The following is a 15,975-nucleotide window of genomic DNA, read 5'->3' on the forward strand; positions in this document are numbered from 1 at the left end:
CTTTTAAAAAGATTGCTTCGCTGTGCTCGCAATGACGTTCCATTCTGGATTCCCGCCTTTGCGGGAATGACAATTGGGTTTACTCGCAATGACGAAATAATAAAATAACAAACCTACAATTCGAAACCCTGAATTTTTTTGTATGCTTTGATCGCCTGGCTATCGGAGAGTGAGGCAATATGGAAACACACGCTGGACAAACGTTGGTAAAGCGTAGAGTTTTCAAGTTTTAAGTTTGGCGACCAATCTTTGAGAATGAGTTTATCGTAATGTGCAGCGGTGTTGTTGAAACTATTATTCACGGCTTGCGTATAGGTTTCAAGTAGCGTGTTGATAACGCGGTAACCGGCAATCTCTTTATCGACAACCTCTGAAGACTGATAAATATTTTGAACACTGATCTTGATGATGTCGTTGATCTGGGCTTCATACTGACTTTTATCGAGCAGCGCTGTATGGAAATTGCCATGTAAAATGGCCTCTTCATTCTTCATAAAAATAGCTGCTGCCTCATTGATAAGGTTCCCAATGGCCAGGGCACGCAGGTAACCTATGCGATCTTCTTTGGTTGATAAGGCATAATAATTTTCAGGTTTGATATTACTTCGAATAATCTTGGACAAGAACTCCAAAGCGAATTCTTCCTGGATCAACCCGAGATTTATACCGTCTTCAAAATCGATAATGGTATAGCAAATATCATCTGCCGCTTCTACTAAAAAAGCTAAGGGATGCCTGGCATAACGGAGATCGTCGCCTTTTTGTTTGAGTAACCCTAATTCTTCAGCAACATCAGTAAACGCCTCTTTTTCACCTTGAAAAAATCCATATTTTTTATCGGCTATATGATTCGTTGGCCGTTTGGGTAGTGACTCTTTTGGATATTTCATGAAGGCACCGAGCGTTGCGTAACTTAACCGGAGTCCACCGGGACGTCCGGGTCTGCTTTCGGTTAGCAGTTTAAAGCCGTTGGCATTGCCTTCAAAATCACAAAGGTCCTGATATTCCTTAGCGGTAAGTTCATCTTTGAATTGTTTGCCTTCACCGGTTTTAAAAAATTCGCCAATAGCTTTTTCACCGGAGTGACCAAAAGGCGGATTACCAATATCATGTGCCAGAGCTGCCGCAGCTACAATGGCTCCAAAATCGTTGGCCTGATAGCCATGAACTTTTTGCAAGTGCGGATGTTTTTCAATGAGTTTTTTTCCTACCAGTCGGCCCAGAGAGCGTCCCACCACACTAACTTCTAAACTGTGTGTTAGGCGTGTGTGGACAAAATCGGTTTGCGACAACGGAATGACCTGGGTTTTATCCTGTAAACTTCGGAAGGCAGCAGAGAAAATAACCCGGTCATAATCGACCTCAAAACCCAGACGGGTATCATCCTGTTCTTTTCGTAAGCGTTTATTCGTATCGCCGTAGCGTTTTAAAGATAAAAGTTGCTCCCAGTTCATGCTTGAAAATTAATGTTGGCAAGATAACTAAATTCACCTAAAAAAGAAGGCCGTATTTGGTAACATTAAGGTAACATATTATTCATTAAAGGTTAACTTTTTGATAACACTTGGGTTAAACTTAAGTGTGTTATTTGTACCAGTTATTTAGAGTTAGTCAGTTAGAACTATGAAATTTATTTACACACTTGTTTTTTTAATGGTTGCTGCAACAGGGTTTGCACAAAGCACCGGCACTATTGAAGGTCATTTATTGGATCAGGAATCGAATAATGGGCCTCTTAATATGGCTAAAGTGACTATTAAAGGTTCTGAATCTAAAACTGTATCTGACGCCCAGGGTCATTTCAAATTTGAAAACCTTAAACCCGGTACATACACCTTAGTATCGCGTTTTGTTGGTTACGATCCTAAAGAGATCACAGTGGAGGTAAAACCTGAAACCACCAATAAAGTTACTTTAGAAATGGCTGCAAGTACCATCTCTTTAGATGATTTGGTTTCATTGGCCAGTGCCGAGCAAAATTCTGCATCAGTTTCCGATAAATAAAAAACATTGCAAAATAAATATAGGGTAAAAACTAAAACGCCGCTTTCAATGAAAGCGGCGTTTTTATTTCCGTGTTTTTTTCACTTTCACAATCTATTTTAAAACTCCAAAAAAATGATGTTAAGTAAATGTAACGGATAAAAAAATATCCCAGGCTTCTCATAACATTACCCTAACACTTTTATCATTGTTCTTTAATCTTGAGATAACACTGTATTTACATAATGGTGGTTTCTTTGCACCAAGAAATTAACAAAAACTAATGAAAAAAATAATCCTCTTATTAATAGTCTTAATCACATCATTTTCTTTCGCACAGAGCACAGGTTCTATCGTAGGAAAGCTTATTGATAAAGAATATAATAACGAACCCCTGGCCTTTGCCAACGTTCTTATTAAAGGAACAACAAAAGGAACCACATCAGATTTTGATGGTTTGTACAGTTTCGAAAACCTGACTCCAGGTGCTTATACTTTAATATTCAGTTTTGTGGGTTATACCACTCAGGAAATTCCGGTAACCGTTACGGCAGGAAAAGTGACTGAAGTTAATGTAACCATGAGTGCCAGTGCTGCTTCTTTAGATGAAGTTGTGATCACCACAACAACGCGAAAAGAAAGTGAAACTGCTTTACTCTTGGATCAGAAGAAAGCTGTGGAGATCAAACAAAGTATTGGTGCCCAGGAATTATCTCGAAAAGGTATCGGCGATGCTGCAGCTGCGGTAACTAAAATTTCCGGTATCTCTAAGCAGGAAGGTTCATCGAATGTTTATGTACGTGGTATGGGCGACCGTTATTTAAATACTACTTTAAACGGTTTGTCTTTACCATCCAATGATGTAAACAAAAAGAACATCGATCTAAATTTATTTTCAACAGACATCATCGAGAATATTTCTGTCTCTAAAGCCTATTCATCTAAATTTTATGGTGACTTCTCCGCTGGTAATGTAGATATTACGTCTAAGGATTACACCGGAAAATTCATGTTAGACCTTTTTGCAGGCTCCGGATTTAACACCAACGCTATCGGGAAAAATTTCGTAAGAAGTGAAGGTACCGGTTACTGGGGTTATTACGGACGTTACGCACACAACCCGTTTGCCGTAATTTTATCGCATGGTATTGATCCGGTAGATGCCGGCACCCCTATCAATATTAATTATGGTGGCTCTCTTGGAAAATCTTTCAACTTTAAAGATGGTTCAAAATTAAGCTTGTTCTTAACAGGGTCTTTCGAAAACAATTACGAATATAGAAATGGCGTTTCTGTAGATTATACCTTAGTTGAGAAAAAAGCTTTTGATGCTGCTGAGGAATATGAATACGGTACAACCTCAACTGCAATGGCAAGTGCCATTTATAAGATCGATGATGAAAACAAGTTAAAATACACCTCCTTATTTATAAACAACTCATCTGATGTTGTTGGGTATTTTGGTTTTGATGGCACCGGTAGAAACCGTGATGCTCAAATTGATACTGAAAAAGGATTCTACCAAATGAATGTGCAGTTCGATCAAACCCGTATGTTTGTGAATCAATTGGAAGGCTCACATGATTACGGAAAATTAGATGTAGATTGGGGCCTAGGGTATAATCTAGTATATTCAGATCAACCTGATAGAAAGCGTATCAGTTTAGAAAATTACCAGTTCGCTTTAGATAACGATCCGAATACGAACCCGGTTTTCTACAGAAACATTCCTTTTGATAACCAACGTTATTTTCAAAATATTAAAGATGATGAATTTAGTAGTCGTTTGAATTTAGCTTATACCGTTTCAGATAACCTAAAATTCAACTTTGGTTATAATGGTAAGAGTAAGCAAAGAGAATTTGAAAATATCCGCTACGGTTATAAAGTATTTGATGCAAATTACCCTGTTACGGATGCAAATAATTTCAACGCTATTTTCAATCTGGACAATTTAAGATTGGAACCCAATGATCCTTCCGGAGCTTATGAAATTAAGGTTATCAATCCCTTACCTGGATTATCCACAACTAATTTACCAGGTTTACCTGAGAACTCCTATACTGGTAAACTTGATATCTATGCCGGTTATGTGAATGCTGAGATCAAGGCCGGAGAAAAATGGTTGTTTGTTCCAGGCGCGCGTTTTGAAGCTGTGCAACAGAATATCAGCTACGATGTTATCAACCTTGGTAACAATGGAAAAGCCACCATCAATTCGAATACTAATTTCTTATTGCCAAGTTTGAATATCAAGTATAGTATTAATGACGATCAAAACTTGCGTTTTACGGCAAGTCAAACCATATCACTTCCTGAATTCAAAGAAGTGGCACCATTTGTTTACGAAGGTGTTACAACAAGAATTGGAGGTAACCCTGATCTTCTTGGAGTTACAGGACCCGGTTACGAAAATGTAAGCGATAAATCTTATTCTAAGATTTTGAACTTCGACTTGAAATATGAATGGTTCATGACCAAAAGTGAAATATTCTCTGTTGGAGCTTTCGCTAAAAAGATTGAGGATCCGATCAACCTGGTGGTTGGCGCTGATGCTACAGGAACGCAACGTTATTTTAGAACCGGAGATAAAGCAACACTTTATGGTGTTGAATTGGAAGTGCGTAAAAACTTGTTGACCAATGAAAATGATGATCCAAAATTGTCATTAGGCTTCAACGGAAGTTATATGAAAACCAAACAAAATCTGTACTCAAACATCAATGGAACCTATAACCTGTCTTTTAACAGAAGTAGTGATGAGTTACAAGGTGCTTCTCCATTATTATTGAACGCAGACGTGAACTATGCTCCTGAATTTGCCGATTCAAAATATCAGCCATCCGCAGCATTGGTATTCTCTTATTTCTCTGATCGTATCGATGCCCTGGGCTCAGGACAATTAGGAAATATTGTTGAGAAAAGTGTTTCAACACTGGATTTTATTTGGAAAAATAAGATAGGTGATGGTCTGGAACTAAACTTTAGTGTCAAGAACTTATTAAACCCAACCATCAAATACGTTCGTGAAGCTACTCTTGGAGACATAATAGTGAACTCTGCCAATGGTAAGGGTATCTCCGGCTATAAGCGCGGTATGGATCTTAGTTTACAATTAAAGTATAATTTTTAACTACACACAAATAAATAATCAAATCTGAAAATTAATTAAACAAAAAATGATGAAAAAAACTTTAATCTTAGGAATCGCATTAATTACTGTGCTTTTCTCTTGTACTACAGATGGTACTTCTGATATCATTATAAATAATTACAACGGCTCAGGTTCTACTGACGGTACTATTTTCCTTTCAGGAAATTACACGCAAGACCTAACACTTGACCCGAACAATACCTATGTACTAAATGGCCCTTTGATCATGAACTCAGGAACAACTTTAACGATTCCAGCTGGAATGACCATTAAAGCTTTAGCTTCCGGTGCTAGTGTTTATATCGCTATTTCTCAAGGTGCTAAGATCGATGCTCAGGGAACTGCTTCTGAACCAATCGTATTAACATCCAATGCTTCTTCTCCTGCACCTGGTGACTGGGGTGGTTTGATCCTATTAGGAAAAGCCCCTGTGAACTCTGTAGCTGCCGGTGCAACCTCTACTTCTGAGATCGGAAGTTTACCTTACGGTGGAACTGACGCTACCGATAACTCCGGTATTATTAAGTATATGCGACTTGAGTACTCAGGTGGTGCCGCTGATGGGTCTTCTGAGAATAACGGTTTCTCTTTCTACGGTGTAGGTAACGGTACTGTTGTTGACTATATTGAATCTTACGCCGGTAAAGATGATGGTGCTGAGTTCTTTGGAGGTACTGTAAACGTTTCTCACTACCTGGCTGTTTTAAATGAAGATGATTCTATCGACTGGACTGAAGGGTTCTCAGGATCTATTACTGATGCTTATGTATTACAAGGTCCTAACCACGATAAAGGAATTGAAGCTGATGGTTACAACTCTGATTACGGTAACAACATCGATCCGAAGTTCTGGGCTAATCCAACATTAACAAACATTACAATTATTGGAAACGGTTCTTCAACCGGCGGAGAAGCTGTTCGTTTAAGAGTTGGAACTAAAGGAACTTTAAAGAATATTTACTTAAAAGGCTTCGATAAAGGATTTGGAATTCATGGTGATGCCGGTGATAACCCAACAGGTGCCTGGGTTGTTGATGGTTCATTACACGCTACGGATGTAACTTTTGATGATATCATCACTAAATTAGATAATCAAACTCCAGAAACCTTTACTGTTACAGATTTCGTAACAAACGACGGTACTGCAACTATGACTGACGTTGCTACCTGGGGAGCTGGTTGGACAAGAATGTAATTACCAATCACATATAACAAAAAAAGCATCACGCCGGGCGTGATGCTTTTTTTGTTTGTTATGTTGTGTTATTACAGCGAGGCTATATTATTCGTGTAATCTACCTCTTTAGTTTTACCATCAATATAGTAGGTCCATTTACCTACTTTTTTACCATCCTTATAGTAGGCCACAACGGTTTTGTTACCAGCTTCATCAAAGGTCATCCATTTGCCATCTAACTTGCCATCGGCCGTATAATGCCCGGTCTGACTTACGTTACCATTATCGTAATAATACACCACATCAATTGCATTTGTTTCTTTGTTCAGAGTCAATACGCGGTTATCCTTTTGTGCAAAGGCTAAAGTTGTAAAAAATACACAGATAATTACGATTAGATTTTTCATTTTGATGGGGGTTTTATTAATATTTACTTTACAAATATATATCATATTTTACACTCACACAACATTCACATAACATTAAGTTAACATTAAAATTGTAATCAACTGTTTTTCAGTTTTTTACAATATTAAATTTTTAATATTTTTAGTAACATGAGTAGTAAACATCATTCTTCAGACTAAATTTTTAAATTTGAAATTCAAAGAACATAACATTCAATTAACATTGAGTTCAATTTAAAATAAGAAATTTGCGAATATATTTTTAGAAGTACTTCATGGAAAACATTTATATCTACATGCTAATCGCTTTAGCATTTTTAGCTATTGCCGATTTGATTGTTGGAGTAAGCAACGATGCTGTAAACTTTTTAAATTCTGCCATAGGCTCTAAAGCCGTTTCCTTCAGAACTATCATGATCGTAGCCAGTTTAGGCGTTACCGTTGGTGCATTCAGTTCCAGTGGGATGATGGAAGTGGCGCGAAAAGGGATCTTTAATCCCGGAGAATTTATGTTCGATGAGATCATGATCATTTTCATGGCCGTTATGATCACTGATATTTTATTGCTAGACTTTTTTAATTCTCTTGGCTTACCAACATCAACAACTGTTTCTATTGTTTTTGAATTACTGGGTGCTTCCGTTTGCGTTGCTACCATAAAAATATTTTCGAGTAACGAATCTATTCTTAATATATCAAATTACATTAATAACGATAAGGCTATTGAAATCATTTTTGGTATCCTTCTATCCGTCGTCGTCGCCTTTACCGTAGGTGCCGTCGTTCAGTTTGTTTCGCGACTGTTATTGTCATTCAAATTTGAGCAAAAGCCCTCTATTTTTGGCGCTATGTTCAGTGGTGTTGCCTCTACCTCCATTTTATATTTTATTCTGATAAAAGGTATTAAGGATGCCACCTATTTACACGGCTCTATTCAAAATATAACCTCTATTGAACCGATAATACTTCTAGGTTCAGGATTTGTGTTTTTCACTTTAATTTCTTTGATCCTAATGAGTGCCTTTAAGTTGAATATTTATAAGATCATCATCGTTGTTGGAACTTTTGCTTTGGCTGTGGCTTTCGCCGGAAATGATTTGGTAAACTTTATTGGTGTTCCTATTGCGGCATTAAATTCTTATGAAGCCTGGTCTGTAAGTGGTGAAGTAGCACATAATTTTTCTATGGAAGCCTTATCCGCGGCCGTGCCCACGCAGCCGTACTTGTTACTTATTGCAGGTCTGGTGATGGTGCTTACGCTGTGGTTCTCAAGTAAAGCCAAAGCTGTGGTAAAAACCTCGGTGGATTTGTCTCGTCAGGACGAAATGAAAGAACGCTTTCAGCCAAACTTTTTATCAAGAAGTATCGTGCGATTCAGTATTGCGACGTCAGATGGTCTTAATATGATCCTGCCAAAAGCGTCAAAACGGTTTATCGACAAACAATTTACTAAACCACCTAAAGACCTTACGGTAAAGCCAGATGAAAAACCGGCCTTCGATTTGGTAAGAGCCTCAGTAAATTTAATGGTAGCCAGTAGTTTAATTTCTATTGCAACCTCAAACAAATTACCATTATCCACTACCTACGTAACCTTCATGGTTGCCATGGGTTCATCGCTTGCCGATCGCGCCTGGGGAAGTGAAAGTGCTGTATACCGCGTAGCCGGGGTAATCAATGTGATCGCGGGGTGGTTTTTAACGGCTATAAGTGCCTTCGTTACCTGCGCTATTATAGCTTATATTATTTACTACGGTGGCACCATTGCCATTGTTGCTCTATTGGCATTTGCTGTTATTGTAATTGCAAAAAGTTACAAGAATTTCAGAAAACAAGCTCAGGAACTGAAAGCCGAGGATAGCCTTAAAAAAGCCGAAAGTAGCTCTATACAAGGTGTTATTGTAGAAAGCGCTCATAACATTGCCAATGTAATTAAACGTGGTAATAAAATTTATTCCGGGGCCATTAATGGTTTGGCAACTCACAATTTGAAGGTTCTAAAAAAGAACAAAAAGAACATCAACAAATTGTCTGATGAGATTGAAGACCTCAAGGACAATATTTATTATTTCATCAAAAATCTGGAGGATACCAGTGTTTCCGCCAGTAATTTTTATTTGAATATTTTAAGACACTTACAGGACATGACGCAGTCTTTGGAATATATTTCAAATACCAGTTATAAGCATGTTCATAATAACCATAAGAAATTAAAGTTTAGTCAGATCAAGGAATTGAAAGAAGTTGATGACGTTTTCAGCACCTTGTTTGATGATATCAAACAGATCTTCAATTCCGGAACCCTGGAAGACATTGGTGCCATTTTGAACAAGAAAGCCAAGTTTTTCAACCTGGTTAATGAAAAAATTGAAAAACAAGTAGAGCGTACCAGAACTGAAGAATCAAGCCCGAAAAACACCACGCTTTACTTTGGAATCCTAATTGAAACAAAAGACCTGCTAAAAGCCACCATGACGCTTTTGGAAGAATATCACAATGCTCATGATGCTTCGGTTGAACCTGCCAAGATTACGAATCCTGAGGAAGAAGAATAATTAATATCAATAGATAACGCATTTAAAAGCACCGGATTCCGGTGCTTTTTTACATTTAATCCAAAAAAAATGACCGTTCAACATCTATAATCAATACCTGCTCGTATATAATAATAGAACCTAAAGGATATTATTATTATGAAGAAATTAACTATTTTATTATTAGCAAGTATTTTCACATTTTCATGTGTTTCCAAAAAGAAATATGTCGCCTTACAACAGGAAAATGGTGAAATAAGAAGCGAATTACAAAAAACTCAAGTGGCCAAAGAAGACCTTGAAGCCAAATTTGCAAAAATTCAAGCTCGGGTTGATGAATACAACTCTAAGATCGAATCTTTAAAACAAGAAAACGATAGCAAATTAGAGCCCGTTGGCGATGTTGCAGTGATCTCTAACGATACTAAAGAAAGAATGCGTGAAACTTTAACGCATGTTGATCCTGCAAAATTAAGTCAGGCGAAAACCTTAAAAGATTCTATGAATCTGGCCGTGGCTTACAACCTTCAAAAAACAATTAACGAAAGTAACATGACCGGTGATGAAGATTTTGCCGTTGATATTAATGAAACGGTAGTCATGATCTCTATTGCTGATAACATGTTATTCAATACTGCAAGCTACCACTTAAGTTCTAAAGCAGACACTGTATTGAAAAAATTGGCTGATGTTATAAACTCTGAACCTAGTTTAGACGTTATGGTTGAAGGTCATACCGATTCAAGAACTATAAACACAGAGCGTGTTGCTGATAACTGGGATTTAAGTGTATTGAGAGCAACTTCTGTGGTACGCAGACTTCAAGATAAATACGATGTTGATCCTGCAAAATTGATCGCATCAGGTAGAAGTTTATACCAACCGGTAGCTAAAAATGACACCAAGGAAAACATGGCGAAAAACCGATTCACACGAATCATTTTACTCCCTAACATCAATAAGTTCTTTGCTTTGATGGCACAGGATGGAGAAATCGCCCTGAATAACAGTAATAACTAACATTAGTGGCTATACATTAATGTAGCGTTTCAAATGGAAGCACCTCCTCGGAGGTGCTTTTTTATTGACTTAAATGAGAAACCCCATGGCGTAAATACAAAAAAAAACCTCCCGTTTAGGAGGTGTTTTTCAGTAACACTTAATTTAAACGTTCTTAATTAATGGTTGGTAATAAAGAGCGCTTAATAACTTAATAAATAAACTTAAGAACCACACATTAAGCAATCATCTCCTTCGCTTTCCTTCGCTTGTGCGATCAAAGCTCTCATTTCTTCAGGAGTCATTGGCTTCACTTCCTCTTCGGTTTTTTGTGGGTTTTTCTCTTTAGCAAATTTTGCGGCATTCTGAGCTGCCAGTTTCTTTTTCTTCGCTTCTGTTTGCTCTGCTATTACAGGATCTACTTGAACAACTTCAGCAGTTTCTGCAGCAGGCTCCCCTTTCTTAGATGTTTTAAGCGTAAACTTGATCGCATCCACCGCACTCTTCGTGCGCAAGTAATACATACCTGTTTTTAAGCCGCTCTTCCAGGCATAAAAATGCATAGAGGTTAATTTAGCCATCGTAGCGCCTTCCATGAATAAGTTCAGGGATTGTGACTGGTCGATAAAATAACCGCGCTGACGCGACATGTCTATAATATCCTTCATACTCAATTCCCAAACCGTTTTATAAAGATCTTTGATCTCCTGTGGAATCACGTCGATATTCTGGATGGAACCATTGGCTCGCATAATATCCTGCTTCAGGTTTTCATCCCAAAGGCCAAGTTCTACCAGGTCCTCTAATAAATGTTTGTTCACTACAATAAACTCTCCTGATAACACTCGACGCGTATAAATATTCGAAGTATAAGGTTCGAAACATTCGTTATTTCCAAGGATCTGAGATGTTGAAGCCGTTGGCATTGGTGCCACCAATAATGAGTTTCTCACCCCGTGTTTCTTAACTTTTTCACGAAGTTTATCCCAGTCCCAACGACCACTTAGTTCTTCATCTTTTACGTTCCACAGGTTATGTTGGAACAGTCCCTTGCTGATTGGAGATCCTTCATATGTTTCGTATGGTCCGTCAGCTTTAGCTTCTTCCATACTCGCCGAAACTGCCGCATAGTAAAGGGTTTCAAAAATATCCTGATTCAGTTGCTTGGCTTCATCACTGGTAAATGGTAAACGCAATTGAATAAACGTATCAGCTAAACCTTGTACCCCAAGACCAATTGGTCTGTGGCGCATGTTGGAGTTCTTAGCTTCCGGTACCGGATAGTAGTTTCTATCGATAACACGGTTTAAGTTTTTCGTAACGCGTTTTGTGATGCGGAATAATTCTTTATGATCAAACTCACCATTCTTAACGAACATCGGTAAAGCGATAGACGCTAAATTACATACCGCTACTTCATCCGGAGAGGTATATTCGAGAATCTCGGTACACAAGTTTGAAGAACGAATTGTTCCTAAATTCTTCTGATTTGATTTACGGTTGGCCGCATCTTTGTACAACATATATGGCGTTCCGGTCTCGATCTGAGATTCTAATATTTTCTCCCAAAGTTCACGGGCTTTTATGGTTTTTCTACCTTTACCCTCTTTTTCGTATTTGGTATATAGTTTTTCAAATTCTTCACTGTGTGCTTCCGGTAATCCTGGGCATTCATTCGGACACATAAGCGTCCAATCGCCATTTTCCTCAACACGTTTCATGAATAGATCCGAGATCCACATGGCGTAGAATAAATCGCGGGCACGCATTTCTTCCTTACCGTGGTTTTTCTTCAACTCTAAGAAATCAAAAATATCGGCATGCCAGGTTTCCAGATAAATGGCAAAACTTCCTTTACGTTTTCCACCTCCCTGATCTACATAACGGGCAGTGTCGTTAAAGACGCGTAACATCGGTACGATCCCGTTACTGGTACCATTAGTTCCGGAAATATAACTTCCTGTAGCACGAATGTTGTGCATAGCCAAACCAATGCCTCCTGCAGATTGAGATATCTTCGCGGTTTGTTTAAGCGTGTCGTAAATACCATCAATACTATCTTCTTTCATGGTTAATAAGAAACAAGATGACATCTGTGGTTTTGGTGTACCTGCATTAAATAAAGTTGGCGTGGCATGCGTAAAATATTTCTTAGACATCAGCTCATAGGTTTCAATTGCCGATTCTAAATCATCTAAATGGATACCCACGGAAACACGCATCAACATGTGTTGCGGACGCTCGGCGATCTTTCCATTCAATTTCAATAAATACGAGCGTTCTAATGTTTTAAACCCAAAATAGTCGTAACCAAAATCGCGATTGTATATAATTGTGGAGTCGAGACGTTCTTTATTCTCCATAATAACATTGTACACCTCATCTGAAAGCAATGGCGCATCTTTACCGGTTCGTGGGTTTACGTAGGTGTACAGGTCGTGCATTACTTCACTGAAAGTTTTCTTGGTATTCTTGTGTAGGTTCGACACTGAAATACGCGCTGCAAGTCGGGCATAATCCGGGTGTGCTGTGGTCATGGTTGCCGCAATCTCGGCAGCCAGATTATCCAGCTCACTGGTGGTTACGCCGTCGTAAAGACCTTCAATAACACGCATGGCAACCTTTAGGGGGTCGACCAATTCATTGAGGCCATAACATAATTTTTTCACTCGGGCGGTGATTTTGTCGAACATCACCTGCTCCTTTCTTCCGTCTCTTTTTATTACATACATCGCTTATAGGGTTTTTATTTTTTCTGAACGCCTCCAGAAAAAAGTGGTTAATTGGTTAGCTTGATTTTGAAAACGACTTGAAACGTATTCAAAATCAAATGGTTAATTAATTTTTAAAAAATGGTTGTTATCGCAATTCCACAACGTGGAACTTGATTTTAAATTCCGAATTTTCTGTTATACCAAAATTTTGGTTACACCTTTAACAGAAAGGGTCGTTCATTAAAAATCGGCATCGAATTTAAATTTATCTTTCTCTTCTTCTTTGTTTAATACACCTGCCTTTTGGTATTCAGAAACACGTTTCTCAAAGAAGTTGGTTTTTCCTTGTAAAGAAATCATGTCCATAAAATCAAACGGATTAGCGGTGTTGTAAACTTTATCGCAACCTAGTTCGAACAACAAACGGTCAGTTACAAATTCAAGGTATTGCGACATCAGATTCGCATTCATACCAATTAGACTCACAGGTAAAGATTCTGTTATAAATTCACGTTCTATATCTAAAGCGTCTATTAAAATCTCTCTAATTCGAGATTTTGGCACTTTATTTTTCAAATGGTTTTCATGAAGATGTACTGCGAAATCACAGTGCACACCTTCATCTCTGGAAATAAGCTCGTTGGAGAAGGTTAAACCTGGCATTAAGCCACGTTTTTTCAACCAGAAGATCGAGCAAAAAGCTCCTGAAAAGAAAATGCCTTCCACAGCAGCAAAAGCGATCAATCGCTCGGCAAAACTTGGAGATTCGATCCATTTCAAAGCCCATTCTGCTTTTTTCTTAATGGCAGGGAAATTCTCGATGGCATTAAATAAAATATCTTTTTCTTTTTCTTCTTTTACGTAGGTATCGATCAATAATGAATAGGTTTCACTATGGATGTTCTCCATCATGATCTGAAACCCATAGAAGAATTTAGCTTCACTATATTGAACCTCATTCACGAAGTTCTCAGCTAAGTTTTCATTTACAATCCCGTCGCTGGCTGCAAAGAATGCTAAAATGTGTTTTATAAAATAACGCTCGTCATCATTTAATTTGGTAGACCAATCTGTAAGATCTTGATGTAGATCGATTTCCTCAGCAGTCCAAAAACTGGCTTCCGATTTTTTATACCACTCCCAAATATCATGGTGTTGGATTGGAAATATGACAAAACGATCTTTGTTTTCTTGAAGGATGGGCTCTACGGCTGCTTGCGACATTTTTTTGAGTGTTTTTATAAAGTTTGACGATTATTTTTTCGCGATTTGGGAATAACAAATATTGAAAATAGAAGCCAAAAATGAAAGGTATATTTATAAACATTGTTAACAAGTTTTTAACAATCAAAAATTAGCCACAAAATTCATTTTTAAACACAAAATGGTTTTTAACCATTTGTTTATCAGTGTTTTAAAAATGTTTTTTTTTAAGTAGTTTTTCGGTAGATTTTCACCAAAAAAAGCCTTGAAAACAGCCTGTTTTAAAGTTAATCAGGACTTATTTTTTAGGTTTTCAGCAACGGTTTCCAACTCGGCATACCAGTCCGCTCCAAATTTTCGAATTAATGCTTCTTTTACGAATTTATAGACAGGAACCCCTAATTCTTGTCCTAAAGTACAGGCGTCATCGCAAATTTGCCAGCGATGATAATTTACGGCCGAAAATTCCGAATAATCTTGCACTCTTACGGGATATAAGTGACAAGACACCGGTTTCTTCCAATCAATTTCTCCTTGATTGTAGGCTTCTTCAATTCCGCACAGCGCAGTGCCTTGCTCATCAAAGATCACATAGGCACAATCCGCGCCGTCGATAAGCGGTGTTTCCAACTCGTCATCTTCGGTTTTTACAAAGGTACCTTGGGCCTCTATAGCAGCAATACCTTCCGGGCGTAAAAATGGTTTAACCTTCGGGTAGATGCGTTCCAAAATTTCGGTCTCTGCTTCATCTAGAGGAGCCCCGGCTTCGCCATCAATACAGCAAGCTCCTTTACAAGCGTGAAGGTTGCAAATAAAATCATTTTCAATAACCTCCTCCGAGACAATGGTTTTTCCTAATTGGAACATAAAATTTACGTATTTTGTAGGGTGCAAAAATAGTTAAACTTTAGGTCTTTTTACTAAAGATAATATAGTACTTTTGCCGAAAATTTGGCGCCTGATAATTGACGCCTTTAAATCGCATAAACGTAACTGAGATGCACTTTAATTTTAAAGAAATATTTACCGTTTTCATGGTTCTTTTTGCCGTGATCGATATTGTTGGAAATATCCCCATTGTTATTGACCTCCGCAAAAAAGTTGGTCATATTCAAAGTGAAAAAGCTTCGATTATCGCCGGTGTTATTTTGGTGGTTTTTCTATTTTTAGGAAAGAGTATTTTGAACCTGATCGGAATTGATGTGAATTCCTTTGCTGTTGCCGGTTCCTTTATTTTATTTTTTATTGCACTTGAAATGATTTTAGGGATCACCTTGTATAAGCAAGAAGACCATGACCCTATGACAGCGTCGGTATTTCCATTGGCTTTCCCGCTTATTGCCGGCCCTGGAAGTTTAACCACGTTATTGTCTCTACGTGCTGAATTCCGCACAGAGAACATTATTGTTGCGGTTATTCTGAATGTTATTATTATTTTTATAGTGTTAAAAACCTCGGGCAAGATCGAACGCATTATTGGTGTTAACGGAATTAACATCATCCGAAAAATCTTCGGTGTGGTTTTATTGGCCATCGCTGTAAAACTATTTGCCCACAACATCAAGGCTTTATTTGATATGGCCTAAAAAATAAATAGTTATGAAAATTCTATCTATAGTTCTTAGCGTAATTGCACTCGGACTTATCATTTTTAACTTAACCATTATCGATTTTAACGCCTCTTTTGATGGCAACAATAAAGTAGCCGTAATCACTATTTTGGCCAGTTTATGTGTTATTTTGATGATGGGGATTTTATACGTTTCCAAGCGCATTGAACAAAAAGTTAAAGAGAACAAATAAC

12 protein-coding genes are annotated in these 15,975 nt (G+C 37.9%); 7 read left to right on the forward strand and 5 right to left on the reverse strand.

Annotation, left to right across the window (positions count from 1 at the left end):
* Positions 1–113 precede the first annotated feature (113 nt).
* Complete coding sequence (locus ABD682_RS01945) at positions 114–1,454, reverse strand: deoxyguanosinetriphosphate triphosphohydrolase (RefSeq protein WP_344738434.1); 1,341 nt, start codon at positions 1,452–1,454, stop codon at positions 114–116.
* A 169-nt stretch (positions 1,455–1,623) separates the two neighbouring features.
* Between ABD682_RS01945 and ABD682_RS01950 the strand changes: the two genes are divergently transcribed.
* From ABD682_RS01950 to ABD682_RS01960, 3 genes are all read left to right on the forward strand, one after another.
* Entirely contained in the window at positions 1,624–2,004 is a 381-nt protein-coding gene (locus tag ABD682_RS01950) for a carboxypeptidase-like regulatory domain-containing protein (protein ID WP_344738436.1), read from the forward strand.
* Between the two features lie 262 nt (positions 2,005–2,266).
* Positions 2,267–5,116, forward strand: a complete 2,850-nt coding sequence (locus tag ABD682_RS01955; protein ID WP_344738438.1) for a TonB-dependent receptor — start codon at positions 2,267–2,269, stop codon at positions 5,114–5,116.
* A 49-nt stretch (positions 5,117–5,165) separates the two neighbouring features.
* On the forward strand, positions 5,166–6,332 hold the full coding sequence (locus ABD682_RS01960; RefSeq protein ID WP_344738440.1) for a multidrug transporter: 1,167 nt from the start codon (positions 5,166–5,168) through the stop codon (positions 6,330–6,332).
* 71 nt (positions 6,333–6,403) lie between these two features.
* Here the strand turns inward: ABD682_RS01960 and ABD682_RS01965 are convergent, their stop codons facing one another.
* Positions 6,404–6,721, reverse strand: coding sequence for a toxin-antitoxin system YwqK family antitoxin (locus ABD682_RS01965; RefSeq protein WP_344738442.1), 318 nt, complete (start codon positions 6,719–6,721; stop codon positions 6,404–6,406).
* 275 nt (positions 6,722–6,996) lie between these two features.
* Between ABD682_RS01965 and ABD682_RS01970 the strand changes: the two genes are divergently transcribed.
* Entirely contained in the window at positions 6,997–9,276 is a 2,280-nt protein-coding gene (locus ABD682_RS01970) for an inorganic phosphate transporter (RefSeq protein WP_344738444.1), read from the forward strand.
* A 138-nt stretch (positions 9,277–9,414) separates the two neighbouring features.
* Positions 9,415–10,275: an OmpA family protein gene (locus tag ABD682_RS01975; protein WP_344738446.1), complete on the forward strand. Its 861-nt coding sequence runs from the start codon at positions 9,415–9,417 to the stop codon at positions 10,273–10,275.
* A gap of 203 nt (positions 10,276–10,478) precedes the next feature.
* Here ABD682_RS01975 and ABD682_RS01980 read toward each other — a convergent pair whose 3' ends face one another.
* The 3 genes from ABD682_RS01980 to ABD682_RS01990 all read right to left on the reverse strand — a co-directional run bounded on the left by ABD682_RS01980 (position 10,479) and on the right by ABD682_RS01990 (position 15,038).
* On the reverse strand, positions 10,479–12,986 hold the full coding sequence (locus tag ABD682_RS01980; protein ID WP_344738448.1) for a ribonucleoside-diphosphate reductase subunit alpha: 2,508 nt from the start codon (positions 12,984–12,986) through the stop codon (positions 10,479–10,481).
* Positions 12,987–13,208: 222 nt separating this feature from the next.
* Entirely contained in the window at positions 13,209–14,192 is a 984-nt protein-coding gene (locus tag ABD682_RS01985; RefSeq protein ID WP_344738450.1) for a ribonucleotide-diphosphate reductase subunit beta, read from the reverse strand.
* A 270-nt stretch (positions 14,193–14,462) separates the two neighbouring features.
* Complete coding sequence (locus ABD682_RS01990) at positions 14,463–15,038, reverse strand: DUF3109 family protein (protein WP_344738452.1); 576 nt, start codon at positions 15,036–15,038, stop codon at positions 14,463–14,465.
* A 131-nt stretch (positions 15,039–15,169) separates the two neighbouring features.
* Between ABD682_RS01990 and ABD682_RS01995 the strand changes: the two genes are divergently transcribed.
* Positions 15,170–15,757 carry a MarC family protein gene (locus ABD682_RS01995; RefSeq protein ID WP_344738454.1) on the forward strand — a complete coding sequence of 196 codons (588 nt, stop codon included), beginning with the start codon at positions 15,170–15,172 and terminating at the stop codon, positions 15,755–15,757.
* A gap of 13 nt (positions 15,758–15,770) precedes the next feature.
* Complete coding sequence (locus ABD682_RS02000; protein ID WP_344738456.1) at positions 15,771–15,974, forward strand: hypothetical protein; 204 nt, start codon at positions 15,771–15,773, stop codon at positions 15,972–15,974.
* Position 15,975: the final 1 nt, after the last annotated feature.

The organism is Gaetbulibacter aestuarii (genome assembly GCF_039537665.1).
In the GTDB taxonomy this organism is placed as follows: domain Bacteria; phylum Bacteroidota; class Bacteroidia; order Flavobacteriales; family Flavobacteriaceae; genus Gaetbulibacter_A; species Gaetbulibacter_A aestuarii.